Here is a 22,289-nt window from a genome sequence, read left to right as displayed (position 1 = left end):
ACCACTCACTTCGCCGCCCGTACCTCGACATTGCCCGTGCCCGTGCGGCCGTAGCGCGAGGGGTTGTACATGTCCTCGACATAAGCCTGCGGCAATACGTATTTACCCGGCGAAACGGCGCGGACAACATAGGCGACGGTGAAGACCGACTTGGAGTCCGAGGCCCGGTCAACGGCCGCCGTGAAGCGGTCGTCGCGGAACTCGGTATCCTCGGGCTCCTCGCCGTCCTCGATCCAGTCCAGCGTACCGCTGTCGCCGGACGAGACCAGCTTCGGATTGTCGATCTCAAGGCCCGCCGGCAGATAGTCGGACACCATGATGTGGCCGTACTCAGGCTTGGCCTCGGTGATCTTCAGCACCACCGCGAAGCGCTGGTTCTGCTTGACCTTGCTGATGTCGGCGGGCTTGCCGTCGAGCGTGAAGTAATTGCGCTCGATCTTGAAGCCGTTGGAGGCCGCCGGCTCCGGCGTCACCGGCGAGCCCGACACCGAGACCACCGCCTGCACCGGCGCATCGCCGGTGTTGGTGATCTTCAGCGGCTTGCCGCTCAGCGTGTCCGCCTTGTAGCTGCGGTAGAGCGCGGTCTTGACCGGCTGGCCGTCGACCTCGATCGACAGGTTCTCCTTGGCGAGCGCCCGCGCCGCCAGCACCAGCCACGCGTTCTCCTGCGTGGAGGTGTAGGGCGTCAGCCCGCGCGCGGTCTCGACCCGCGACACCGCCTGCGTCAGCGTCGCCCTCGGCGCGTTGCCTTCGCTGGCAAGCGAGACAAGCGCCGCCGCATCGCGAAGCTGCGAGCCGTAATCGGTGCGGCCGAACTCCAGCACCGGCTTGGGCGCGAGGCTGTCGAGCGCAGCACCATAAACCCGCTCCGCGCGGTTACGGTCGCCGACCAGCGCGAGCGCCGCGGCGAGCTGCGACTTCGCAATCGGCGTCGCAAGGTTGCTCAGCTTGGTGTCGGCGAGATAGCGCAGATCGCCGATCGGGGCCGCGCCGTTGCGTGCGAGCACGTAGAGGCCGTAGGCGAGATCGCGGCCGCCGTCCTTCTCCGGCTCATTGCCGTTGACGACGGAGTTGCGGACGCGGTCGAGCGCGTTCTTGAACAGCACGTCCGGCACCGCAAAGCCCTTCTCGCGGGCCCGGGTCAGGAAGTCCGTCACATAGGCGTCGAGCCAGGCATCGTCGCCGCCGGCCGACCACAGGCCGAACGACCCGTTCGAACCCTGGCGCGCCAGCAGCCGCTCGATCGCGTCGCGGATGCGCTGGTCGACCTCGGTGTCCATGGCAAGATGCGCGCCGGCCGCAAGCTCGTTGACATAGAGCAGCGGCATGGCGCGGCTCGTGATCTGCTCCGAGCAGCCATAGGGATAGCGGTCGAGCGCTTTCAGGATCGTCGCCGCATCGAGCGCCGTGGACAGGCTCGCCGAGACCGAGACGCTGCCGGTGCCCGGCACGAGGTCGGAGAACATGTCCGAGGTCAGCGTCAGGCTCTCGCCCTTCGCCAGCGTCCGGATCGAACGCCGCGCCAGCACCTGCGTCGCCGCCTTGACGTCGAACGCATAGTGGCGTGCGAGTGCGAGCCCGTTCGGCCCCTTGATGTCGACGTCGAGCGTCGCCTGCCCCGCCGCGGTCGCATCGAGCGCAAGCGAGAACGCGTTGCGCTGCTTGGCGGCGAGCTTGACCGTGGACGCGGGATTGCCGGTCATCTTCACCGGGCCGCCGGTCTTCACGTTGATGACGTAGTCGCCGGCCTGGCCCTCGACATTGTCGATTTCGAGGTTGACCGTGCCGTGGTCGCCATTGAGCAGGAACCGCGGCAGGGTCGTGGTCAGCACGACTGGATCGCGGATCACGACGTCGGTGTTGGCACGGCCGAGCTTGGTCGCGGTCCACGCCACCGCCATGACACGTGCGGTGCCGGCGAACTCCGGAATGTCGAAGCTCACCTCGGCGGTGCCGTCAGCGGCAACCGTGACGATGCCGGAATAGAGCGCGAGCGGCTTCTGCGCCGGCGGTGAGCCCTGGAGCTCGGCCGCACCGGCGTCGCCGCCGGACTTGATCTGGCCGCGCGTGCCCGACATGCCGTCGATGAGTTGCCCATAGAGATCGCGGATCTCCGCGGAAAGGCGGCGCTGGCCGAGATAGTAATCGTCGGGCGCCGGCGGCTTGTAATTGGTGAGGTTGAGGATGCCGACATCGACCGCGGCGATGACGATCTTGGCGTCCTCGCCCGGATTGAGCCCGTCGAGCTTGACCGGGATCTTCAACATCGCGTTCGGCCGGATCAGCGCCGGCGGCGTCAGCTTCACACTCAGCGTGCGGGTCTGCTTGTCGATGCCGAACCATTTCAGGCCGATGGCGCGGCCCGGCATGCGCTGGGCGACGGCATCGAGCGGACGGCGCAGCGTCGCCACCACATAGGCGCCGGTGCCCCAGTCCTTGCCGACCGGAAGCTTCACCTGCGCGGTGCCCTCCTTGACGTCGATCGTCTGCGTCGTCAGCAGGCGGTCGCCGAGCACGTTGACGGTGAGCTTGCCGGCGCTGCGCACGTTCACCGACACCGTCATGGTGTCGCCGGAGGCGTATTGCGGCTTGTCGATCGAGGTCTCCAGCAGGTCCGGCGTATCGGCGCTGCCGTCGGAATACCAGCCGACGTCGAACTGCACCGAGGTCACCGGCCCGTCAGCGTCGTTCGACTTGACGTCGAGCCGGTAGCGGCCGGGCCGCGGGCTGAGCGAGACCCGCGACGGCTTGTCGGCGGCGATGGTGAGATCGCCGTCCGCGACGCGCGAGGTCGACTTGACCGGCTCATACTCCCAGTAATTGTTCTGGCGATACCACTGGTAGCGCGACTCCATCTTCAGGAGCTCGTAGCGCAGGCCGTCACGCGGCAACGTCTTGCCCTCGGGCGAGACGAACACGACGTCGAACTCGGCCTTGTCGCCTTCGGCCACGTTCTTGTCGCCGAACAGCGGCTTGACGCCGATCAGGGCGCTCGCGGGCGCGACCGGCAGCACCAGCTTGCGCTCGACGGCGCGGCCGCCGGTCTCAACCATGCGGACGAAGATCTGCGCCTCCTGCGGGCGGGTCGAGGCCGGCTGCTTGTCCAGCGTCACCGGGAAGGTGGCAACGCCGTTGGCGTCGGCCTCGGGCAGATTCTCAAGCGGCGTGCGCTCGTTCGAGGTGGTCTCCTCGTCGGCGACGCCGAACTGGTAGCCGGCAAAACCCGGACGTTCCGAAGCGGGCGCGATCAGCATGTCGCCTTCGAGCTGGAGACCCGAGGCGGGTGCGCCGTAGAGGAAATGACCGTCGGCCTTAAGCTCCACTGGAGCGTTAGCTTTGATCAGCTTGTCCTTGGCAGACAATTCGAATTCGATCCGGTCGGGGACATAGTCCTCGACCATGAAGGTGGTTTCGCCGACCGACGAGCCCTTCGGATCGGTGAAGGCGCGCACCCGCCAGGTCCCGGTCGGCACAGCCGAGTTGAGCGGCACGGACAGCGCGCGGCCGCCGGCGCCCTGGTCGGACAGTACGGCGCGGCGGTATTCGACGCCGTCAGGGCGCTCGACCACCAGGGTCATCGGCCCGCCGGTGACGGCATTGCCCTGCCCGTCGCGCAAGAGCGCGGTGAGATAGACGGTCTCGCTGGAACGGTAGACGCCGCGCTCCGCATAGACGAAGGCATCGGCGCCAACAGGCACCACGCGGCCCGCCACGCCACGGTCACTGAGGTCGAAGGCCGAGGTCTTCAGGCTCAAGAAGGCATAGTCGGCCTTCTCGCCCGTCACCGTCAGCATCGCCGGCGACAGGCCGCCCTCGCCGCGCGCAAGGCCGGCCTCGAACAGCACATGACCGGAATCGTCGGTCTTGCGGGTGGCCAGGATCTCGTTGTTGCGCGCGACCAGTCGCACCTCGGCTTTGCCGACCGGCTCGGTCGAGGCCAGCGAGTTGATGAACACGTGGATGCCGTCGTTGCCGGAATAGGCCGACACGCCGAGATCGGAGACGATGAACCATTGCGTGGCGAGCTGGTACTCGTCGTCCGAGCCCGGGCCCTTGGCCGCGGCGGTCATCACATAGACGCCCGGCTGGAGCTCGCCCAGTGCCTGGTCAACGGGGAATGCCGTGGTGACGTCCTGGTTCAGCGTCATCGCGGTCGCGAGCTCGCCGGTCCAGACTTTCACGCCGCGCTCGTCGCCGAGATCGCTGAGCTGATACTTGGACAGCGTCTTCTGGAAGTCGCTGTCGACCACCGTGTTGATCAGGTTGCGGTCGCCGATCCGGAAGACGTTGATGTTGACCGCGGGCGTGTTGACGCTGACCACGGGAATGCCGCGCTGGCCGGTCCTGGGCAGCACATAGGCGCGGCTGGTGAAGCGCACGAAGGGCTTGCGGTCGCGCACATAGACGTTGAACTCGGCCGATTTCGGCAGCCCCTCCTTCACCGTGGACGGCAGGCCGGCGCGCAGATTGATGTTGTAGCGCTCGCCGTGCTTCAGGCCGTCGACGCAGAGCTGCTTGCCTTCGGCCGACAGCGCCGGCTTGTCCTGGCCCGCAAGCGCGAGGAACGGCGCAAAGTCGGTGCGCTTGGCGAGTTCCTCCGAGAACTGGAAGCAGGCGCGCGGACTGGCCGAATCCGAATCGACGGTATAGTCGAGCAGGCGGAAGCCGTGCTCGTCGCGCATCTTCTCGTATTGGCCGCGGACGTCGGCGACCTCGCGCATGTCGAGCGACAGCCGCAGCGCGTCCAGCGCCGGCCGCCACAGCTTGCGTTCGGCCAGCGACTTGCCGAGCACGGCGAGCGCGTCGGCCTCCTCGCCCGGATTGCCGGCGCGCTGATAGGCGATGTAGGCCGCGGTCGAGGCGCGCTCCAAAAGGAACGTCTGCTCGCTCGAGTTCTTCGGCCAGATCTGGAAGATCACCTTGGCAAGCCGCAGCCAGTTGCCGGCATCGTCAGGCGTCGTGGCCGCAATCTGGCCGAGCACCGACAGGCCGGCACGGTAATCATTGCGCCGGAAGGCGGCGTCAGCATCCGTGCGCAGCGTCGCGTTGGTCTTGGCGACCGGTCCCGCCTCGCTCTTGATCTGGGCCTCGAGCTTGATCGCGGAATCGGCGAGATCGTCGCGTTTGAAAGCCTTGTCGGCGGCTTGCGCAGCCGAAAGGCCGAGCGCCAGCGCGGCGCAGATTGTGACGGCGCGAACAAGACCGATCATGGATGGACTCCCGGAAATCGCGGACGAACGCCGCTTGTCGCATGAAATGCGTGGAAAGGTGACGGACTCAAGGCGATGGAACCAGAGGTGCAAAACGTCGCATTCGCCATGACAAGGCAGGCCCAGAGGAGACCGATCAAGATACCGCCGCGCACGCCGTCCTAATGGCGCAGCAATATCTAGCCGGTCGACCGGCGGCCGTGTCCCGGAAGCTGTTCAGCGTTCCCGGCGATGTGATCCATCGTCCGGTCCGCTGCCGCTCAACCCGGCACCCTGACACCCCACCGTTCCGTTTTGTCGCGCCATTGAGGAAAACGGTTCGGTTCAGGCTTGGCGGACGTGCGGATTTTTCATATTTGGCGTGATAGAAGACCGGCAGACGGTAGCCGAGGCCGGCTCAAGAGCGGCCTCAAGACGGTCCCATAGCTCAACTGGATAGAGTAGCGGATTTCTACTCCGCGGGTTGCAGGTTCGAGTCCTGCTGGGATCGCCAGTCTTAACTCTCCGAGCCGATCGGCTTCGTTCGGGCTGAGCCGAGCCGACGAGAGCCAGAAATTACCCCGGCCCGCGATCTCCGTGGCGGCGTGATTTGCAGATCCAGCGCACTTCAACAAAGCGTGCGCGGGCCTGTCCAGGCGGCGAGAGAATCCTACCTATCCGGCATGCAGAAAAGGTGTCGAAGGTTTTGTGATGCCGTCATCTGAATGGACAAGAATGGCTGTCGCGTCCGGAATTGCCGTCGGCGCAATGTCGTTTCTGGCGATCGATGCGGGCGTGGACTTGAACTCCAGCGGGATAGCCAAACACCTCGAGGCGGCACAAGCTTCCATTATGAACGTCGCGGCGAGCCAGCATCAGCTGGCCTTCGCCGTTCGTTCGCTGGCGGGCGGGAGCGACCAGAACGGCCATTCGGCGGATCGACCATGCTTCCAGGATTACGAGCACGGGTCGAAACCGGCAGGAATCGATCGCGGCGTGTAACGTCGCTTGCGGTGGATCGCAGGCTCAAGGATTCGGCAGGCAGTCGTCGGCTCGATCCGACTATTCCGTCGGTTCATCGTCGCGCCGGTCGCGGGCCAGCTGATGCCAGGCAATGGCGAGCTCGATGAGTCGTTGCCGGTCCGGGCCTTCTGATGCCGCGGCGCGCTTCATTGCCGCCTCGGCTTCGTGCTGTGGATCGTACTTGTTACACATGGGGCGGATTCTAGCCGTCCGATCTGGACAAGTGCATGGCAATTTCGTCCGTATGATTGCGGATAATCAGCGTTGTCGTGAGCGTTTTCCACACGCTTCAATTGTAGCTGATATGAAACTGCACCCGCGGTTTTAAAGCGCCCCACGGCGACCGTGCGACGCCCATACCGCACGAACCCGTGAGACTCGGCATCATTCAGACGGATGTGAATTGCGTCACAGCCTGCGCCCGGCGTCTCGGCTAGAACATCTCAGCGCTCCCAAAGGCGGGAGAAGGCACGGGTGGTCTTGCGGTCATGACACGAGAAGCAGCAGCTGAGGCTCACGTCCCCACACCGCGAAAAAGGTCCGACGCGTTCGGCGTCACCTTTCTTGCGACCATCGGCATCGTGATGCTGGCCTGGATCGCGGGCCTGGTCTGGGGCCTCATGGCGTTCATGACCTGGCTGGTGTCGTAGGCGCGCGGCAATCAGTCGTTCCGCCGCGGCGCCAAGCCAAGACGACAGACCCGGACAAAAAAGAAGCGGGCTTTCGCCCGCCTCTTCATTTCAGAGCTGCCTGGACCCTCAGTAACACGCGCGAGGATCGGCCTGCACATACTGGCCGCTCGGATAGCGGTAGTAGCAATTGCCCTCGGCCAGGTAGTAGCCGGGACGCGAGGCAGCCGTAGCACCGGCAATCGCGCCGGTGGCGCCGCCGATCACGGCGCCCGCGGCCGCGCCCGTCGCGTTGCCCGAGAGCAGACCGCCGAGCACGCCGCCGACGATGGCGCCGCCAAGCGCGCTCGCGCCGGGATCGGCCGGCGGCGGCGGAGGCGGCGGTTCGTAGGCAACCGGCGGCGGGGCGTAAGCCACCGGCACGTCGTCGTAATATTCCTCCGAGATATAGCCGGGCGGACCGGCCATCCGCTGCGGATAATAGTACCAGACGCCGCCGACATCCCACCACCAGCCGGAGCGGCCGTTGTGGACCTCGTGGCGCCAGCGCCCGCCATCCCAGGCGACGTGGCCGCGATAGGCGTGTCCGCCCCAGTCGCGCGCCGGTGCGGGCCCCCTGGCGTAGTTACGTCCGGGCGGCGGGCCGCCCGCATTGTGCGGACCGGCCCCGGGGCCCGCATGGGGCTGGCCGCCGGGCTGCGGCGCAGGCCGGGCCGCCTGCTGCGGCGGCGGGCCCTTGCGCATGTTCTGATTGTTCTGGGACGGTAAGCCCGGAGCTGGCGCTGCCGGAAATTGGCCGGCGTCCCTCGGTGGCCTGGCTTCCTGCGCCTGCGCCGAGAGCGCGAGCAAAGACATGGCCGAAACCAAGGGAATGATGATCTTCTTGCTGCTGGACGCACTCATGCGTGCTTGCCCCCCTACTCTTTCGATTGCCGTGGCCGATCGCCGTGGTCCCAGCGCGATAGACGATTCGCCGCGCGCTGGGCTGATGCCGGCTGACATGACTGACCTGCCTGATCGGTTAAGTCCCGTTACAAATGATTAAGATCACGGCGATTTTTCGGCCCAAAGAGCTGCAGAGGACAGCATTGGAGGCCTTCTAGCGGGCCGGCTCGATCACGTTGCAATTACTCCGCCCCGACATCAGGCAATCCTGCATCTTGCTGGCGGCGGTGAGATCGCGGGCCAGCCACCAGCCGACCCCGAGGATCACGATCGCGATAATCAGGCCGGCGACCGCGCCGCGGCGGTTGTCACCGGATTGAGGTCTTGGCGGGGATTTGGGCCCCTCACCCAGTTCAGGCTTGGGTTCGGGATTGGGCTCAGACTCGGGCTTGGTCATGACGGGATGATCACGGAGGCGAGCCGGCTTTAACACCTCTGCGGCGTGGCGTCACATCGCCATCAGTTCCGGTTCAGCCTCGGGTCGCCCGGATCGCATCCTTGCGCGAGGTTTCGACCGCGGGGATCGCCTCACGGACGCGTGGTGCGCAAGTCGTGAGCACGAACGCGGTCTGGCTGCACTCCCAGTCGGCGCCCAGGACGGCACTTTCGATCGGCTGCGGACGGGCGAGCAGGAACGCGGCGCCGGCCAAGGCGGCGACAGCGACGGTGATTGCGAGCGCCTTCAGGCTCAATCGGAAGATCATCATGCCCGTGCTCCGTCTCGTTGGCGCGGACGCTAGGCGCCGCTCCGCGTGCTCCCTTATGAGGGACATCACAATTCGGCAGTTTTTCCGGGCTACGAGGATCGTCGGGAGGCGATTTTCGTCTACCTGGTCGGCTGCGATTTGGGTGGCGTTGCGACGCGCGGCGATGTACACGCATCTGCGTCGCGTGGCGCCTGCTATGCCCAGCCGACGTACCAACACGCAGTGATGTAGGGTCGAAAGCGAGGAAGACAAGGCTCGTCGATGAGTGGATTCAGGGAACCAGGTTTCGCAGACCGGCAAAAGGCGGCGCAGGACGCCCGCAAAAATCTTTTGAACAAATTCAAATCCCAACCGGGACCGGATGATCCGTCGGTTGCGGCGAAGCGTGCCGAGCGTGAGGCGCTCGCGGCCAAGCGCGCCGAGGCAAAGGCTGCGCGCGAGGCGGAAAAGGCCGAGCAGAAGCGCCTTGAGGAAGAAGCCAAGGCCGCGGAAGCTGCGCGACTTGCGCGTGAGGCCGAGGAAGCGGCCGCCCAAGCGGCTGCGCTCGAGGCCGAACAGAAGGCCAAGCGCGACGCCCGTTACGCCGCCCGCAAGGCCAAGCGCAAGTAACGTTCACAAGTCACATTCAGTTGAACTTGAACTGAGACATCGCTCCGGGGCGGTCCACGGGACCGCTCCGGACTTTCGAGAGCGCGCGTCTGCCTTGCGCAAACGCCTCCCGCGACGATGGAAGATCAGTTCTTCTTCATCATCCCGTCGTCTTTCTTCATCCCGTCCTTCGACATGTGATCCTTCTTCATGCCGTCGTCCTTGGTCATGGCATCCTTCTTCATGCCGTCCTTGGACATGGTGTCCTTCTTCATCATGCCGTCCTCCTTGCCCATCTTGTCGCCCATCTTGTCTTGGGCAAAGGCGGCCGGCGACAGTGCGAGGCCAAGCGAGAGAGCGGCAACCGAGACGCCGAGCGCGATGCGGGTGCGAATGGTCATGATTGGTCTTCCCTTCGAGATGGTGTTTGTCAGCGACGGACGCCGCTATTCAATCTCGACGGATTGCCACGCGGCGTTGTTACGCGGTCGCTGATAAATTTCTGCGCGCCGCCGCCGTCCCTCGTTCCGCCTGGCCTAGGAGGACCAGAAGTGTGCAGCGCAGCACGGCCGACACTTGCCGCGGCATTCGGTCTCGAACTATCAGATGAGAGAACATCGGGCGAAAGACCGGCTAGGATGGGCCCAGGCACCGGTCTCACAAGGCCTGACCCAAATCACACCAAACAAGAACCGTCCAAGGGAATCACACCATGCTCACGCGCCGCCACCTGCTCGCGACCGCCGTCGCGGCACCCGCCATTCTCCGCTTCGGCACTGGCACCGCGCATGCCGCGACCACGCTGAAGATCTCGCACCAATTCCCGGGCGGCACCATCGACAAGGGCGATTTCCGCGACCGGCTCTGCCGCATGTTCGCCGCCGAAGTCGCCAAGCGCAGCAATGGCGACATTGCCGCTGAGATCTATCCGAACTCCTCGCTGATCAAGACCAACGCGCAGTTCTCCGCGATGCGCAAGGGCGCGCTCGATATCTCGCTCTATCCGATGCCTTACGCCGGCGGCGAATTGCCGGAGACCAATATCGGCCTGATGCCGGGCCTCGTCACCACCTACGACCAGGGCATGCGCTGGAAGAAGGAGCCGGTCGGCAAGGCGCTCTCCGACTTCCTCGCCGACAAGGGCATCATCCTGCTCACCTGGGTGTGGCAGGCCGGCGGCCTCGCCAGCCGCTCCAAGCCTATCGTCGCGCCTGAAGACGCCAAAGGCATGAAGGTGCGCGGCGGCTCGCGCGAGATGGACATGGTGCTCCAGACCGCCGGCGCCTCGGTGCTGTCGGTGCCTTCGAACGAAATCTACGCGGCGATGCAGACCGGCGCCTGCGACGCCGCTCTCACCTCCTCCACCAGCCTGATCTCGTTCCGGCTCGAAGAGGTCGCGAAGTCGCTGACCTCGGGCGCGGGCGCTTCCTACTGGTTCATGCTCGAGCCCTTGATGATGTCGAAGGCGATCTTCGACAAGCTACCGAAGAACCAGCAGGACGTGCTGCTCGCAGTTGGCGCCGAGCTCGAAGTCTTCGGCCGCAAGGGCGCGCAGGACGACGACGTCGAGGTCGCAAAGGTCTACGAGAAGGCCGGCGCCAAGGTCTCGGTGCTCGATGCCGCGACCGTCGGAAAGTGGCGCGACATCGCCCGCGACACCGCGTGGAAGGATTACGGCGCCAAGACCGCGACCGCCGCGAACCTGCTCAAGCTCGCCACCGACGTCGCGGCATGAGCCACGGTCCGCTTCCGGATCGTGACGACCAGGCCAACGCTGCCGCAAGGACCGGCCTTGCGGCAGCGATCGATCGCGGTCTCGCCATCCTCAACAGCATGATCGTCGTGTTCGCGGCGATCGCGCTGGTCGCGGCCTGCGCCATCCTGAGCTACAGCGTGCTGAGCCGCGCCTTGTTCAAGGCCGCCAATTACTGGCAGGACGAGGCCGCCGTGTTCCTGTTGGTCGGCGCGACCTTCATGACGGCCGCCTATGTGCAGCAGAACCGCGGTCATATCGGCATCGAGGCTTTCGTCGGCCTGCTCTCGCCGCTGGCGAACCGGATCAGGCTCTGGTTGGTCGATGCCGCGACATTCATGTTCTGCGCCTTCTTCACATGGAAATCCTGGACGCTGGCCCATGAGGCCTATGTCGACGGCCAGGTCTCGAACTCGATGTGGTCGCCGCCACTCGCCATTCCCTATTCGCTGATGGCGCTCGGCATGAGCCTGCTCTGCGTCCAGATTCTCGTGCAGCTTGCGCTGCCTTTCGCAGGAGCCAGGCGTCCATGAGCGTTTTCGGTATTGGCCTAGCTTACGCCATTGCGACGCTGGTCGTGATGTTCTCGGGCATGCCGATCGCCTTCGCACTTGGCGCGGTCGCGGTCGTGTTCATGGGCATCTACATGCCGTCGGCCTCCCTCGATACGGTGACGCAGAACGTCTACGAGGAAATGGCCTCGATCACGCTGCTGTCGATCCCGCTCTTCATCCTGAAGGGCGCGGCGATCGGCAAGTCGCGTGCCGGCCAGGATCTCTATTTGGCCCTGCATGCCTGGCTGCATCGCGTCCCCGGCGGGCTCGGCGTCGCCAACGTGTTCGCCTGCGCGCTATTCGCGGCGATGGCGGGCTCGAGCCCAGCGACCTGCTCGGCGATCGGCTCGGCCGGCATCCCCGAGATGCGCAAGCGCGGCTATTCCGGCGGCTTTGCCGCGGGCATCATCGCCGCCGGCGGCACGCTCGGCATCCTGCTGCCGCCCTCGATCACCATGATCCTGTTTGCGGTCGCGGCGGAAAAGTCACTCGGGCGTCTCTTCCTCGCCGGCATCGGGCCGGGCCTGCTGCTGGTGTCCCTGTTCGGCACCTATGCCGTGATCCGCTTCCGCCGGGAATATGCCGCCGCTGAGGCCATCTACAGGAAAGGCGGACCGGAAGCCGCAATTCTCGCCCGCGACGAGTACACGCTGGCAGAGCGTTTCAGCGTGCTGCCGCGTGTGATCCCGTTCGTGCTTCTGCTCACCGGCGTCATGATCGCGCTCTATGGCGGCTATGCCACGCCGTCGGAGACCGCCGGCCTCGGCGGGCTCCTCGCGCTGGGGCTGATCGCCGCGATCTACAGCGTGTGGCGGCCGAGCGACCTTGCGCCGATCATGAAGTCGACGATCCGGGAATCGACCATGCTGATGATGATCATCGGCATGTCGCTGCTCTATTCCTACGTGATGAGCTATCTGCACATCTCGCAATCGGTCGCCGAATCCGTTGTCGCGATGCATCTGCCGCGCTGGGGCCTGTTGTTCGCGATCCTCGTCATGGTCGTCGTGCTCGGCTTCTTCCTGCCGCCGGTCTCGATCATCCTGATGACCGCGCCGATCATCCTGCCTCCCTTACGCGCCGCGAACTTCGACATCATCTGGTTCGGCGTGGTCATGACCATCGTGATGGAGATGGGGCTGATCCACCCACCTGTGGGATTGAACATCTTCGTCATCCGCAACGTCGCGCCCGATATTCCCCTCAGCGAGGTGATCTGGGGCACCCTGCCCTTCGTGCTGCTGATGATGCTCGCCGTGCTGCTGCTCTGCTTCGTGCCGGGCATCTCGACCGCGCTGCCGGATCTCGTGATGGGGCCGGACGGGAGCAGGTAGCGGCAATCGCACCTTCCGTAGGGTGCGCAAAGCGTAGCGTGCCCACCAGAATGTACGACGCCTAGACGGTGGGCACGGCGCTATGCGCCTTTGCCCACCCTACGATTTCTCCTTCCGCCGTGATTTCGGCGCGATCGTGCTGCCGGCCACGACCTGCAACAGATCCTTGCGCACGGCCTCGATGTGCCGCTCCAAAAACCGGCAGGCCTCATCGACCTTCTGCGCGCGGCAGAGCGCGATCAGGTGGGCGTGCTCTTTCTCGGCCGTCCCCATCGCCTTGGTGTTGGAGAGCTGCAGGCGCGTGTAGCGGTCGCTGGTCTGGAGCAGCGACAGCACGATCGCGCGCGTGCGCGGCTGCGGGGCGTGGACGTAGAGCGCCATGTGGAAGTCGGCGTTGAGCTGGCCCCAGTCGCTGACGTTGCGCGCCTTGATCGCCTTCTCGAAACTCCTGTGGATGTCGTCGAGCCCCGCGAAGTCCTCCGCAGTGAAACGCGGCGCCGACTGCGCCAGGAGGCGCGGCTCCAGGATGCGGCGGAGGTCGAACACGTCGTTGATCTCGTCCAGTGACAGTTCCGAGACGATGGCGCCCTTCTGCGGAACGATGCGCACCAGCCCTTCGGCCTCGAGCTGGAACAGCGCCTCGCGCACCGGAATGCGGCTGACGCCGTAGGCATCGCCAAGCGCATCCTGGCGCAATTGCGATCCCGCCGGATAGGTGCCGTCGAGGATCGCCTGCCGGAGCTGGTCGACGATCGCAGCCGACAGGGTGCGATGCTTCAGAGGCTGTTTCATCTGACCTTCCGTCTTTCTTCGCGACTCGTCCGGCAGAAAGCGGTCCCTCTCTTGCATGTTGAGGGCGCCAGCAAAAGCCAGCCCCCCCACAAAACCAGGTGCCCAGCAAAAGCGCGTCCTGCCGCCGAAATGACCGCAATCTCCGTTTGACACCCAAAATGTATAAATTATACATTTTGCCTTGGCACGAGAATTCTGACGGGGGATTGGGGCCTTTGATGATCGAAGGGACGATGCCGGATACGGGCGCGCTCAGCGCCCGGCGGATTGTGATCAGGGGTTCGAGCGCACTGCTGGCCTTCGAACGTCTGGCGCTGATGGGCCTGATGTACCTGCTCACCGCACTGATCCTGGTGAACGTGGTCACCCGCTACTCGCATTTCCCGATCTACTGGATCGATGAATCCGCAGTCTATTGCGTGGTCTGGCTGACCTTCATCGGCGCCTCCGCCATGACGCGGTTGCGGCTGGACTTCGCCGTCACGATGCTGACGGAGCGTCTTTCGCCGCAGCACCAGAAGATCGCCAAAGTGATCTCGACAGGTCTCGTCGTCGTGTTCGGCGTCGCCCTGATCGTCACCTGCGTGCTCTGGATGGACCCGATCGGGCTCGCACGCGCCGGCTTCGACGGGCGCAAGCTCGCGGCCGAGACCTTCAACTTCCTCTACACCGAGCACACCCAGACGCTGAACTGGCCGACCTGGGTGCTCTATTTGACGCTGCCGATCTTCGCGGTGTCGATGACCATTCACGGCCTCGCCAATCTACTTGAAGATCTCGAGCTGGTCCCGCGCACGCCGCTGAGGGGCTTCCAGCTCTCCGAGCTCGACGGGGTCAACTGATGATCACGTCTGCCGCCTTCGTCGCGATCATGCTGGTCGGCGTGCCGATCGGGCTCTGCCTGTGCCTCGCCGGCCTCGTCTACATCGCCGCATCCGGCAATCCGGTGCTGTTCCAGTCCTATCCGCTCCAGCTGTTCGGCGGCGTCGACAGCTACGGCCTGATCGCCATTCCGCTCTTCATCCTGATCGGCGAGATCATGAACGGCGGCGGCATCACCCGCCGCATCGTCGACATGGCGATGGCCTTCGTCGGCTCGCTGAAGGGCGGACTCGCCTACGTCAACATCCTCGCCAACATGTTCATCTCCTCGATCCTGGGATCTGCGACCGCGCAGGTCGCGATCATGGCCCAGATCATGGTGCCGGAGATGGAGAAGAAGGGTTACGACAAGACCTTTGCGGCGGGACTGACCGCCTATGGCGGCATGCTCGGCCCGATCATCCCGCCCTCGGTGATGTTCGTGGTCTACAGCGTTCTCGCGCAGGTCTCGGTCAGCGACATGCTGATCGCCGGAATCGTGCCGGGCGTCATCCTGACCGTGATGTTCTGCCTCGTCATCGCGCTGATGGGATACATCTACAATTATCCCCGCGCCGACTATCAGACGCCGCGCCAGCGCGTCATGACGATCCTGCGCACCTCACCCACCCTGCTGATCCCCATCGTCATCGTCGGCACCATCCTCGGCGGACTCGCCAACGCGACTGAATCCGCCGCGGTCGGCGCCGTGGCCGCTGCCCTGGTCGGGAAATACTGGACCAAAGAGTTCGAGTTCTCCCAGCTGCCGCAGATGATGCTGCGCAGTGCCATCTATTCGGCCATCGTGCTGTTCCTCGTCGCCGCCGCCGCGGTGTTCTCCTGGGTCCTGATCTTCGGCAAGGTGCCGCAGGAGACCGCCGGCTGGATCCAGTCGGCCGCCAAGGACCCGATCAGCTTCATGCTGATCTGCAACGTCATCCTGCTGGTGATCGGCACTGTCATCGACGGCATACCCGGCCTGATCATGACGGTGCCGATCCTGCTGCCGGTCGCAACCGACGTCTATCACATCGACCCCCGGCATTTCGGCGTCGTCGTGGTGATCAACCTGGTGCTCGGCCTGTTGTCGCCGCCGGTCGGGCTCTGCTTCTTCGTCGCGGCCGCCGTCACCGGCGCCAAGCCCGGCAAGATGTTCATGGTGACGCTGCCCTTCTTCGTCATCTCCTGCGTCCTCCTGGTGCTGCTCTCGCTCTTCCCTTCGCTCTCGCTGATCCTCGTCAAATAGGCCCGTCCAAAAGGAGCCCGACCATGCCGCTTTCTCGTCGCCGCTTTCTCGCCGCCAGCGCAGCCGCATCGGTGTTCGCGCCGTCGCTGGCGCTCGCGCAGGCCAAGGAATTCCGCCTCGGCCTGATCACGCCGAACGGCCATTCCTGGAACAAGGCCGCACTCAAATTCGGCGACGAGCTCAAGGCCGCCACCAACGGCCGGCTGACGCTGACCGTGTTCCACTCCGGCCAGCTCGGCAACGAGCCCGCGATGATGCAGCAATTGCAGTCCGGCGCGCTCGACATGGGCTTCATCCAGGCCGCCGAGCTCGGCTCGCGCGTCCCGCACATCGCCGCGATCAATGCGCCCTACATCGTCCGCTCGACGCCGGCGGTCGCGAAATTCGTGCGGCATCCCGCGGCGGTGAAGCTGTTCGACGTGCTGCCGCAGGAGACCGGCACGATCGGGCTCGGCTGGGGCATCACCGGCATGCGCGCCGTGTTCTCCTCCAGGGACCTGAATTCGCTCGCCGACATCAAGGGCATGAAGCTGCGCATCAACCCGACGCCGGTCTATCGCGATTTCTATTCCTCGCTTGGCGCGGCGCCGACGCCGATTCCGACGCCGCAGGTGTTCGACGCGATGGCCAACGGCCAGGTCGACGGCCTCGAGGCCGATCTCGAATTCTCCTGGAACCAGCGCTTCGACAAGGTCTCGAAGGTGATCCTCCAGATGAACGCCGTCTTCATGCCGATGGCCGCAGTGGTCTCGGGCCGGGTCTGGCAGTCGCTCCCCGCAGCCGACCGCGAGCTGATCGCCAAGACGGTCAAGTCGACGCTGGACGCGCAGATCGACGAGCTCGCCGGTAACGAGCCCGCGCTGATCGAGAATTTCAAGAACGCGCCGATCCCGATCCGCCAGGTTCCTGCCGGCGACACCGAGGCGGTCATTGCCGAGTTCGACAAGATCTGGCTGCCCAAGGCTCCGGTGCTCGCCGAATTGCGCAAGGTCGGCGCCACGCTCTGATCCCGCCCGCCATCCTCTTCACCACAGCCGGCGGCCCCAGCCCCCCGCCGGCAAAACTTACTTGGAGTTAGACCATGAGCCGCCGCGTTTCCTGGGAAGGCGTCTTCCCGGCCGTCACCACGCAATTCCACGACGATCTCTCGCTCGACATCGACGCGACCGCGAAGGTGATGGACGGACTGATCCGCGACGGCGTCTCCGGTCTGATCGTCTGCGGCTCCGTCGGCGAGAACACGTCGCTGGATCGCAAGGAGAAGGTCGCGATCATGGAGACGGCGAAATCCGTCGCGGCCGGGCGCGTGCCCGTGCTGTGCGGCATCGCCGAGTTCACCACGGCTTTCGCGGTCGAGACGGCGAAGGAAGCCGCGCGCGTCGGCATCGACGGCGTCATGGTGATGCCGGCCCTGGTCTATTCGTCGAAGCCACACGAGACCGCCGCGCATTTCCGCGCCGTCGCCACCGCGACGGACCTTCCCGTGATGCTCTACAACAACCCGCCGATCTACAAGAACGACGTCACCCCCGACATCCTGGCCTCGCTCGCCGACGTCGAGACGGTCGTCTGCTTCAAGGATTCCTCCGGCGACACAAGGCGCTTCATCGACACAAGGAACATGGTCGGCGACCGCTTCGTGCTGTTCGCAGGCCTCGACGACGTCATCGTCGAGAGCGTCGCCATGGGCGCCGTGGGCTGGGTCTCCGGCATGTCGAACGCCTTCCCGCGCGAGGGCGAGACGCTGTTTCGCCTGGCCAAAGCCGGCCGCTTTGCCGAGGCGATGCCGCTCTACGAATGGTTCATGCCGCTCTTGCATCTCGATGCGCGCCCGGACCTCGTCCAGTGCATCAAGCTGTGCGAGCACATCATGGGCCGCGGCACGGCGCTGACCCGTCCGCCGCGCCTCGCCCTGCTGCCGCAGGAAAAGGCCGAGGTCGAGGCCATGATGGTGAAGGCGCTCAAGAGCCGGCCGCGTCTGCCGGATGTCGGGCTGAAGGCGGCCTGACCGCGTATTTCGTAGGGTGGGCAAAGCGAAAGCGTGCCCACCATTTCCAAATTCGATCGCGGAGAGATGGTGGGCACGGCGCCATGCGCCTTTGCCCACCCTACGAAGCTAGGAAGCCGCGCGCTTCCGCTTCGCATTCAGCGCGGACGCCACGCGGCTCACGGGCGGCTTGCCCAGCACGCCGCTCATCTCGTTCGTCGCCGCCAACAGCTTCTCCATGTCGACGCCGGTGCTGATGCCCATGCCTTCGAGCATGTAGACGACATCCTCGGTCGCGACATTGCCGGTCGCGCCGGGGGCGTAGGGGCAGCCGCCGAGGCCGCCGGCGGCGGCATCGATGACGCGGACGCCCTGCTCCAGCCCGGCATAGAGGTTGGCGAGCGCCTGGCCGTAGGTGTCATGAAAGTGCATCGCGAGATTGGCGGCGGGGATGTCGGCGCTGACGGCGCGCAGCATTTCCTTCGCCTTGGCCGGGGTGCCGACGCCGATGGTGTCGCCGAGCGAGATCTCGTAGCAGCCGAGGTCCCACAGCGTGCTCGCAAGATCGGCAACCGCCTTTGGCTTGATCTCGCCGTCGAACGGACAGCCCAGCACGCAGGAGATATAGCCGCGCACCTTGACGCCGTCGGTCTTGGCGCGCGCCAGCACCGGCTTGAACCGTTCGATCGACTCCGCGACTGTGCAGTTGATGTTGGCCCGCGAAAAGCCTTCGGAGGCTGCCGCGAACACCGAGACCACCCTCGCGCCCGCGGCGCGCGCGGCGTCATAGCCCTTCTCGTTCGGCACCAGCACGTGGAATTCGGCACCCGTTATATGGCTCACGCCGCGCAGCACGGCATCGGAGCTTGCCATTTGCGGGATCGCCTTCGGCGACACGTAGGCGCCGACCTCGACCGTATTGAGGCCGGCTGCGACCAGCGCCTCGACAAAGGCGATGCGGGCCTCGACGCTCACGGGCGTCTTCTCGTTCTGGAGGCCGTCGCGCGGCCCCATCTCGATGATGCGGACGGGCTCGCTCATCTCATTCTCCCGAAGGCTCGACCACGGCGAGCTCGACGCCTTCCTGCACGATGTCGCCGACCTTGCACTTGATCGACGTCAGCACGCCGGCATAGGGCGCCCGCAGGGTCTGCTCCATCTTCATCACTTCGAGGGTGAGGATCGGCGCGCCCTTCTCCAGCGTTGCGCCCTCCTCGGCCAGCACGGCGACGACCGTGCCCGGCAAGGGTGCCGCGATCTTGTCCGCGCCGGCCTGCTCCTCGGTCTCGCCGCCGAACGGATCGACCCAATGCAGGTCGAAGCGGCCGTGGCGCGTGCGCAAATAGAGCTCATGGCCGTCGATCACGGCGGCGACCTGGGATTTGACGCCGTCGAGCGTCAGATCGAAGCCGCCATCGCGCGGCGCAATTGCAAATGCCAGCTCGCGGTCGCCGATCACAAGCGTCGACGGCCCGCTGCCGTAGTTGAGGGTGATCTTCTGCTCAGGCCCGTGGCCAACGCGGAAGGCAAAGCTGCGCTGACGGCGGCCGACCGGCATCCAGCCGAACGTCTGCCAGGGCGAATTCGCCTCTGCCTGCGCGGCCTGCCGTTCGTCGTTCACGATCGCGGCGACCGCGGCGCAGAGCTCGAGCTCGCCGGGCGCCGGCGTGGCCTGCGTCAGCACCGCCAGCTCGCGCTCGATGAAGCCGGTGTCGATCGCATTCGCCCGCACTTTTTGATGCGTGATCAGCGCCGACAAGAACGGGATATTGGTGACGATGCCGCGAACGTCGGAGTCCTCCAGTCCGCGGTTCAGCCGCTCGATCGCGACATCCCGGGTCGGTGCCCAGGCGATCATTTTTGCGAGCATCGCGTCATAGTACGGCGAGACGCTGTCGCCTTCGCGATAGCCCGCGTCGATGCGCAGGCCACCGGTCTCTGCGGGCAGCCGCCAGGTCGAGATCTTTCCGACCGAGGGCATGAAGTTCTTGGTCGGATTTTCGGCGTAGACGCGCGCCTCGACCGCGTGGCCGTTGAGGCGGATCTCGTCCTGCCGCAGCGGCAACGCCTCGCCGAAGGCGACGCGCAGCTGCCATTCGACGAGGTCGATTCCGGTGATCAGCTCGGTCACGGGATGCTCGACCTGGAGACGCGTGTTCATCTCGATGAAGAACACGTCCTTGCCGTCGGAGACGAACTCGATTGTGCCGGCGCCGACATAGTTCACCGCGCCGGCCGCCTTTCGCGCCGCGGCGCAGACCGTCTCGCGCTGTGCCGCATTGAGCGTCGGCGACGGCGCTTCCTCGATCACCTTCTGGTGCCGGCGCTGCAGCGTGCATTCGCGCTCGAACAGCGAGAGCAGATTGCCGTGGCTGTCGCCGATGATCTGCACCTCGATGTGGCGGGGATTGTCGACATATTTCTCGATCAGCATGCGGTCGTCGCCGAACGCGGCCTTGGCCTCGCGCTTGGCGCTGACGATCGCGGGCCCGAGCTCGGCCGCCGAGCGCACGATCCGCATGCCGCGGCCACCGCCGCCGGCGGACGCTTTCACCAGGATCGGGAAGCCGATCTGGTTCGCGGCCTTCGCCAGCGTCGCCTCGTCCTGGGCCTCGCCGTGATAGCCGGGCACCAGCGGCACGCCCGCCTTCTCCATCAGCGCTTTCGAGCCGGACTTCGAGCCCATCGCCGTCATCATCCCGGCGGTCGGCCCCACGAAGACCAGCCCCGCGTCGAGGCAGGCATGCGCAAACTCGGCATTCTCCGACAGGAAGCCGTAGCCGGGATGCACGGCCTCCGCCCCGGTCTTTCGCGCGGCTTCGATCAGACGCTCGACATTGAGATAACTGTCGCGCGCCCGCGCGGGGCCGAGCAGCACGGCTTCGTCGGCGAGCGCGACATGCATCGCGTCGCGGTCGGCCTCGGAATAAACCGCGACCGTGCGCAGGCCCATGGCGCGCGCGGTGCGGATGACGCGGCAGGCGATCTCGCCGCGGTTGGCGATCAGGAGCGTGCGAAAACGCCGGTAGAGCTTTGAGCGGTCCATCGCATCACATCCTGAACAGGCCGAATTTGGTGGGCTCGATCGGCGCATTCGACGCCGCCGAGAGGCCAAGCCCGAGCACCAGGCGCGTGTCGGCCGGGTCGATCACGCCGTCGTCCCACAGACGCGCGGTCGCGTAATAGGGGTGCCCCTGGCTCTCATATTGTGCGCGGATCGGCTCGCGGAACTTATCTTCCTCGTCCTTCGACCAGCTATCGCCTCTGGCCTCGATATTGTCGCGCCGGACCTGGCTCAGCACCATCGAGGCCTGCTCGCCGCCCATCACCGAGATGCGCGCGTTCGGCCACATCCAGAGAAAGCGCGGTGAGTAGGCGCGGCCGCACATGCCGTAATTGCCGGCGCCGTAGGAGCCGCCGATCACGACGGTGAACTTCGGCACCGAGGCGGTCGCAACCGCCGTCACGAGCTTGGCGCCGTCGCGCGCGATGCCGCCGGCCTCGTACTTCTTGCCGACCATGAAGCCGGTGATGTTCTGCAGGAACACCAACGGAATGCCGCGCTGGCAGCACAGCTCGATGAAATGCGCCCCCTTCAGCGAACTCTCGCTGAACAGGATGCCGTTGTTGGCGATGATGCCGACCGGATAGCCCCAGATATGGGCGAAGCCGCACACCAGCGTCGTGCCGTAGAGTTTCTTGAACTCGTCGAATTCCGAGCCATCCACGACGCGCGCGATGATGTCGCGCACGTCGAACGGCTTGCGGCCATCGACCGGCACCACGCCGTAGATCTCCTCGGCCGCGAACAGCGGATCGCGCGGCGGATGCATGTTGAGGTTCGGCCGGCTCGACGGCTTCAGGGTGCCGACGATGCGACGGGCGATGCCGATCGCGTGGGCGTCGTTCTGCGCGTAGTGATCGGTCACACCTGATTGCCGCGAATGCACGTCGGCGCCGCCGAGCTCCTCCGCGGTCACCACCTCGCCGGTCGCCGCCTTCACCAGCGGCGGGCCGCCGAGGAAGATGGTGCCCTGGTTGCGCACGATGATGCTCTCGTCCGACATGGCCGGCACATAGGCGCCGCCGGCGGTGCAGGACCCCATCACGATCGCGACCTGCGGGATGCCTTGCGACGACATCTGCGCCTGGTTGTAGAAGATGCGGCCGAAGTGGCGCTCGTCCGGAAAGATTTCGTCCTGGAGCGGCAGGAAGGCGCCGCCGGAATCGACCATGTAGACACAGGGAAGATTGTTCTGCCGCGCGATGTCCTGCGCGCGCAGATGCTTCTTCACGGTCATCGGATAATAGGTGCCGCCCTTGATGGTGGCGTCGTTGGCGACGATCACGCATTCGCGGCCCGAGATGCGCCCCACCCCGGTGACGACGCTCGCCGAATGCACGTCGCCGCCATAGAGGCCGTAGGCCGCCAGCGGCGACAGCTCCAGGAACGAGGTCCCGGGATCGACCAAGAGGTCAACGCGCTCGCGCGCCAGCATCTTGCCGCGCGAGGTGTGGCGGTTGCGCGAGGCCTCGCCGCCGCCGCCGGCGACCTGGCTGAGCTTTTCGCGCAAGTCCGCGACGAGGGAGCGCATGGCCTCGGAATTGCGCGCAAAGTCTGACGACGACGGATCGATGCTGGAATGGAGCGGCATGTTGTCCCGCGTTTCTGGTGATCTGG

Annotated in this window: 20 protein-coding genes and 1 tRNA gene; 11 read left to right on the top strand and 10 right to left on the bottom strand. The window is 65.6% G+C overall.

What is annotated here, in order from left to right; all coding sequences use genetic code 11:
* Nucleotides 1-5: 5 nt before the first annotated feature.
* Nucleotides 6-5,210: an alpha-2-macroglobulin gene (locus AAFG50_RS21140; protein WP_028174103.1), complete on the bottom strand. Its 5,205-nt coding sequence runs from the start codon at nucleotides 5,208-5,210 to the stop codon at nucleotides 6-8.
* Nucleotides 5,211-5,626: 416 nt separating this feature from the next.
* On the opposite strand from AAFG50_RS21140, the gene AAFG50_RS21135 reads away from it, so the two are divergent.
* A tRNA-Arg gene (locus AAFG50_RS21135) sits at nucleotides 5,627-5,703 on the top strand.
* 221 nt (nucleotides 5,704-5,924) lie between these two features.
* Complete coding sequence (locus AAFG50_RS21130; RefSeq protein ID WP_063623006.1) at nucleotides 5,925-6,191, top strand: hypothetical protein; 267 nt, start codon at nucleotides 5,925-5,927, stop codon at nucleotides 6,189-6,191.
* 60 nt (nucleotides 6,192-6,251) lie between these two features.
* Here AAFG50_RS21130 and AAFG50_RS21125 read toward each other — a convergent pair whose 3' ends face one another.
* The gene (locus AAFG50_RS21125; protein WP_165448158.1) at nucleotides 6,252-6,404 is read right to left on the bottom strand and encodes a hypothetical protein; all 153 of its coding nucleotides are present in this window, start codon (nucleotides 6,402-6,404) and stop codon (nucleotides 6,252-6,254) included.
* Between the two features lie 296 nt (nucleotides 6,405-6,700).
* On the opposite strand from AAFG50_RS21125, the gene AAFG50_RS21120 reads away from it, so the two are divergent.
* Nucleotides 6,701-6,862: a hypothetical protein gene (locus AAFG50_RS21120; RefSeq protein ID WP_011087208.1), complete on the top strand. Its 162-nt coding sequence runs from the start codon at nucleotides 6,701-6,703 to the stop codon at nucleotides 6,860-6,862.
* Nucleotides 6,863-6,970: 108 nt separating this feature from the next.
* Here the strand turns inward: AAFG50_RS21120 and AAFG50_RS21115 are convergent, their stop codons facing one another.
* The 3 genes from AAFG50_RS21115 to AAFG50_RS21105 all read right to left on the bottom strand — a co-directional run bounded on the left by AAFG50_RS21115 (nucleotide 6,971) and on the right by AAFG50_RS21105 (nucleotide 8,493).
* Nucleotides 6,971-7,744, bottom strand: a complete 774-nt coding sequence (locus tag AAFG50_RS21115; protein WP_028171348.1) for a hypothetical protein — start codon at nucleotides 7,742-7,744, stop codon at nucleotides 6,971-6,973.
* Between the two features lie 196 nt (nucleotides 7,745-7,940).
* Entirely contained in the window at nucleotides 7,941-8,183 is a 243-nt protein-coding gene (locus AAFG50_RS21110; RefSeq protein ID WP_028171347.1) for a hypothetical protein, read from the bottom strand.
* A gap of 73 nt (nucleotides 8,184-8,256) precedes the next feature.
* On the bottom strand, nucleotides 8,257-8,493 hold the full coding sequence (locus tag AAFG50_RS21105; RefSeq protein WP_028171346.1) for a hypothetical protein: 237 nt from the start codon (nucleotides 8,491-8,493) through the stop codon (nucleotides 8,257-8,259).
* A gap of 261 nt (nucleotides 8,494-8,754) precedes the next feature.
* On the opposite strand from AAFG50_RS21105, the gene AAFG50_RS21100 reads away from it, so the two are divergent.
* Entirely contained in the window at nucleotides 8,755-9,102 is a 348-nt protein-coding gene (locus AAFG50_RS21100; RefSeq protein ID WP_028171345.1) for a DUF6481 family protein, read from the top strand.
* 125 nt (nucleotides 9,103-9,227) lie between these two features.
* On the opposite strand, the gene AAFG50_RS21095 is transcribed toward AAFG50_RS21100, so the two are convergent.
* Nucleotides 9,228-9,482, bottom strand: coding sequence for a pentapeptide MXKDX repeat protein (locus AAFG50_RS21095; protein WP_028171344.1), 255 nt, complete (start codon nucleotides 9,480-9,482; stop codon nucleotides 9,228-9,230).
* Nucleotides 9,483-9,793: 311 nt separating this feature from the next.
* Between AAFG50_RS21095 and dctP the strand changes: the two genes are divergently transcribed.
* Genes dctP through AAFG50_RS21080 form a run of 3 tightly spaced genes read left to right on the top strand, consistent with a single transcriptional unit; the run spans nucleotide 9,794 to nucleotide 12,722 of the window.
* The gene (dctP, locus tag AAFG50_RS21090) at nucleotides 9,794-10,816 is read left to right on the top strand and encodes a TRAP transporter substrate-binding protein DctP (protein ID WP_011087202.1); all 1,023 of its coding nucleotides are present in this window, start codon (nucleotides 9,794-9,796) and stop codon (nucleotides 10,814-10,816) included.
* On the top strand, nucleotides 10,813-11,367 hold the full coding sequence (locus AAFG50_RS21085; RefSeq protein WP_011087201.1) for a TRAP transporter small permease: 555 nt from the start codon (nucleotides 10,813-10,815) through the stop codon (nucleotides 11,365-11,367). The genes dctP and AAFG50_RS21085 overlap by 4 nt, the downstream gene beginning before the upstream one ends.
* On the top strand, nucleotides 11,364-12,722 hold the full coding sequence (locus AAFG50_RS21080; RefSeq protein ID WP_011087200.1) for a TRAP transporter large permease: 1,359 nt from the start codon (nucleotides 11,364-11,366) through the stop codon (nucleotides 12,720-12,722). The genes AAFG50_RS21085 and AAFG50_RS21080 overlap by 4 nt, the downstream gene beginning before the upstream one ends.
* 99 nt (nucleotides 12,723-12,821) lie before the next feature.
* Here the strand turns inward: AAFG50_RS21080 and AAFG50_RS21075 are convergent, their stop codons facing one another.
* Nucleotides 12,822-13,514, bottom strand: coding sequence for a GntR family transcriptional regulator (locus AAFG50_RS21075; protein WP_028171343.1), 693 nt, complete (start codon nucleotides 13,512-13,514; stop codon nucleotides 12,822-12,824).
* A 233-nt stretch (nucleotides 13,515-13,747) separates the two neighbouring features.
* On the opposite strand from AAFG50_RS21075, the gene AAFG50_RS21070 reads away from it, so the two are divergent.
* The 4 genes from AAFG50_RS21070 to AAFG50_RS21055 all read left to right on the top strand — a co-directional run bounded on the left by AAFG50_RS21070 (nucleotide 13,748) and on the right by AAFG50_RS21055 (nucleotide 17,629).
* Complete coding sequence (locus AAFG50_RS21070) at nucleotides 13,748-14,356, top strand: TRAP transporter small permease (protein WP_028171342.1); 609 nt, start codon at nucleotides 13,748-13,750, stop codon at nucleotides 14,354-14,356.
* Nucleotides 14,356-15,621 carry a TRAP transporter large permease gene (locus AAFG50_RS21065; protein ID WP_011087197.1) on the top strand — a complete coding sequence of 422 codons (1,266 nt, stop codon included), beginning with the start codon at nucleotides 14,356-14,358 and terminating at the stop codon, nucleotides 15,619-15,621. Before AAFG50_RS21070 ends, AAFG50_RS21065 begins: the two co-directional genes overlap by 1 nt.
* Nucleotides 15,622-15,644: 23 nt before the next feature.
* A complete protein-coding gene (locus AAFG50_RS21060) occupies nucleotides 15,645-16,628 on the top strand; it encodes a TRAP transporter substrate-binding protein (protein ID WP_011087196.1) in 984 nt (327 codons plus the stop codon).
* A gap of 74 nt (nucleotides 16,629-16,702) precedes the next feature.
* Nucleotides 16,703-17,629, top strand: coding sequence for a dihydrodipicolinate synthase family protein (locus AAFG50_RS21055; protein WP_028171341.1), 927 nt, complete (start codon nucleotides 16,703-16,705; stop codon nucleotides 17,627-17,629).
* A gap of 108 nt (nucleotides 17,630-17,737) precedes the next feature.
* On the opposite strand, the gene AAFG50_RS21050 is transcribed toward AAFG50_RS21055, so the two are convergent.
* From AAFG50_RS21050 to AAFG50_RS21040, 3 genes are read right to left on the bottom strand one after another with little or no spacing between them, the layout of a single operon-like run.
* A complete protein-coding gene (locus AAFG50_RS21050; RefSeq protein WP_028171340.1) occupies nucleotides 17,738-18,649 on the bottom strand; it encodes a hydroxymethylglutaryl-CoA lyase in 912 nt (303 codons plus the stop codon).
* A gap of 1 nt (nucleotide 18,650) precedes the next feature.
* A complete protein-coding gene (locus tag AAFG50_RS21045) occupies nucleotides 18,651-20,654 on the bottom strand; it encodes an acetyl/propionyl/methylcrotonyl-CoA carboxylase subunit alpha (protein ID WP_028171339.1) in 2,004 nt (667 codons plus the stop codon).
* A gap of 4 nt (nucleotides 20,655-20,658) precedes the next feature.
* Nucleotides 20,659-22,263 (bottom strand): carboxyl transferase domain-containing protein, encoded by a 1,605-nt coding sequence (locus AAFG50_RS21040; protein WP_028171338.1) that lies wholly within the window; start codon nucleotides 22,261-22,263, stop codon nucleotides 20,659-20,661.
* Nucleotides 22,264-22,289: the final 26 nt, after the last annotated feature.

It is taken from the genome of Bradyrhizobium sp. B039 (genome assembly GCF_038965675.1).
In the GTDB taxonomy this organism is placed as follows: domain Bacteria; phylum Pseudomonadota; class Alphaproteobacteria; order Rhizobiales; family Xanthobacteraceae; genus Bradyrhizobium; species Bradyrhizobium diazoefficiens.
The sequence above is the reverse complement of the archived record's forward strand: the minus strand, read 5'-3'. Positions and strand labels throughout refer to the sequence as shown.

Bases quoted from the DNA above. Each gene is read 5' to 3' on its own strand.
- AAFG50_RS21140 (WP_028174103.1), bottom strand. From the start codon at position 5,210: ATGATCGGTCTTGTTCGCGCCGTCACAATCTGCGCCGCGCTGGCGCTC.
- AAFG50_RS21130 (WP_063623006.1), top strand. From the start codon at position 5,925: ATGGCTGTCGCGTCCGGAATTGCCGTCGGCGCAATGTCGTTTCTGGCG.
- AAFG50_RS21125 (WP_165448158.1), bottom strand. From the start codon at position 6,404: ATGTGTAACAAGTACGATCCACAGCACGAAGCCGAGGCGGCAATGAAG.
- AAFG50_RS21120 (WP_011087208.1), top strand. From the start codon at position 6,701: ATGACACGAGAAGCAGCAGCTGAGGCTCACGTCCCCACACCGCGAAAA.
- AAFG50_RS21115 (WP_028171348.1), bottom strand. From the start codon at position 7,744: ATGAGTGCGTCCAGCAGCAAGAAGATCATCATTCCCTTGGTTTCGGCC.
- AAFG50_RS21110 (WP_028171347.1), bottom strand. From the start codon at position 8,183: ATGACCAAGCCCGAGTCTGAGCCCAATCCCGAACCCAAGCCTGAACTG.
- AAFG50_RS21105 (WP_028171346.1), bottom strand. From the start codon at position 8,493: ATGATGATCTTCCGATTGAGCCTGAAGGCGCTCGCAATCACCGTCGCT.
- AAFG50_RS21100 (WP_028171345.1), top strand. From the start codon at position 8,755: ATGAGTGGATTCAGGGAACCAGGTTTCGCAGACCGGCAAAAGGCGGCG.
- AAFG50_RS21095 (WP_028171344.1), bottom strand. From the start codon at position 9,482: ATGACCATTCGCACCCGCATCGCGCTCGGCGTCTCGGTTGCCGCTCTC.
- dctP (WP_011087202.1), top strand. From the start codon at position 9,794: ATGCTCACGCGCCGCCACCTGCTCGCGACCGCCGTCGCGGCACCCGCC.
- AAFG50_RS21085 (WP_011087201.1), top strand. From the start codon at position 10,813: ATGAGCCACGGTCCGCTTCCGGATCGTGACGACCAGGCCAACGCTGCC.
- AAFG50_RS21080 (WP_011087200.1), top strand. From the start codon at position 11,364: ATGAGCGTTTTCGGTATTGGCCTAGCTTACGCCATTGCGACGCTGGTC.
- AAFG50_RS21075 (WP_028171343.1), bottom strand. From the start codon at position 13,514: ATGAAACAGCCTCTGAAGCATCGCACCCTGTCGGCTGCGATCGTCGAC.
- AAFG50_RS21070 (WP_028171342.1), top strand. From the start codon at position 13,748: ATGCCGGATACGGGCGCGCTCAGCGCCCGGCGGATTGTGATCAGGGGT.
- AAFG50_RS21065 (WP_011087197.1), top strand. From the start codon at position 14,356: ATGATCACGTCTGCCGCCTTCGTCGCGATCATGCTGGTCGGCGTGCCG.
- AAFG50_RS21060 (WP_011087196.1), top strand. From the start codon at position 15,645: ATGCCGCTTTCTCGTCGCCGCTTTCTCGCCGCCAGCGCAGCCGCATCG.
- AAFG50_RS21055 (WP_028171341.1), top strand. From the start codon at position 16,703: ATGAGCCGCCGCGTTTCCTGGGAAGGCGTCTTCCCGGCCGTCACCACG.
- AAFG50_RS21050 (WP_028171340.1), bottom strand. From the start codon at position 18,649: ATGAGCGAGCCCGTCCGCATCATCGAGATGGGGCCGCGCGACGGCCTC.
- AAFG50_RS21045 (WP_028171339.1), bottom strand. From the start codon at position 20,654: ATGGACCGCTCAAAGCTCTACCGGCGTTTTCGCACGCTCCTGATCGCC.
- AAFG50_RS21040 (WP_028171338.1), bottom strand. From the start codon at position 22,263: ATGCCGCTCCATTCCAGCATCGATCCGTCGTCGTCAGACTTTGCGCGC.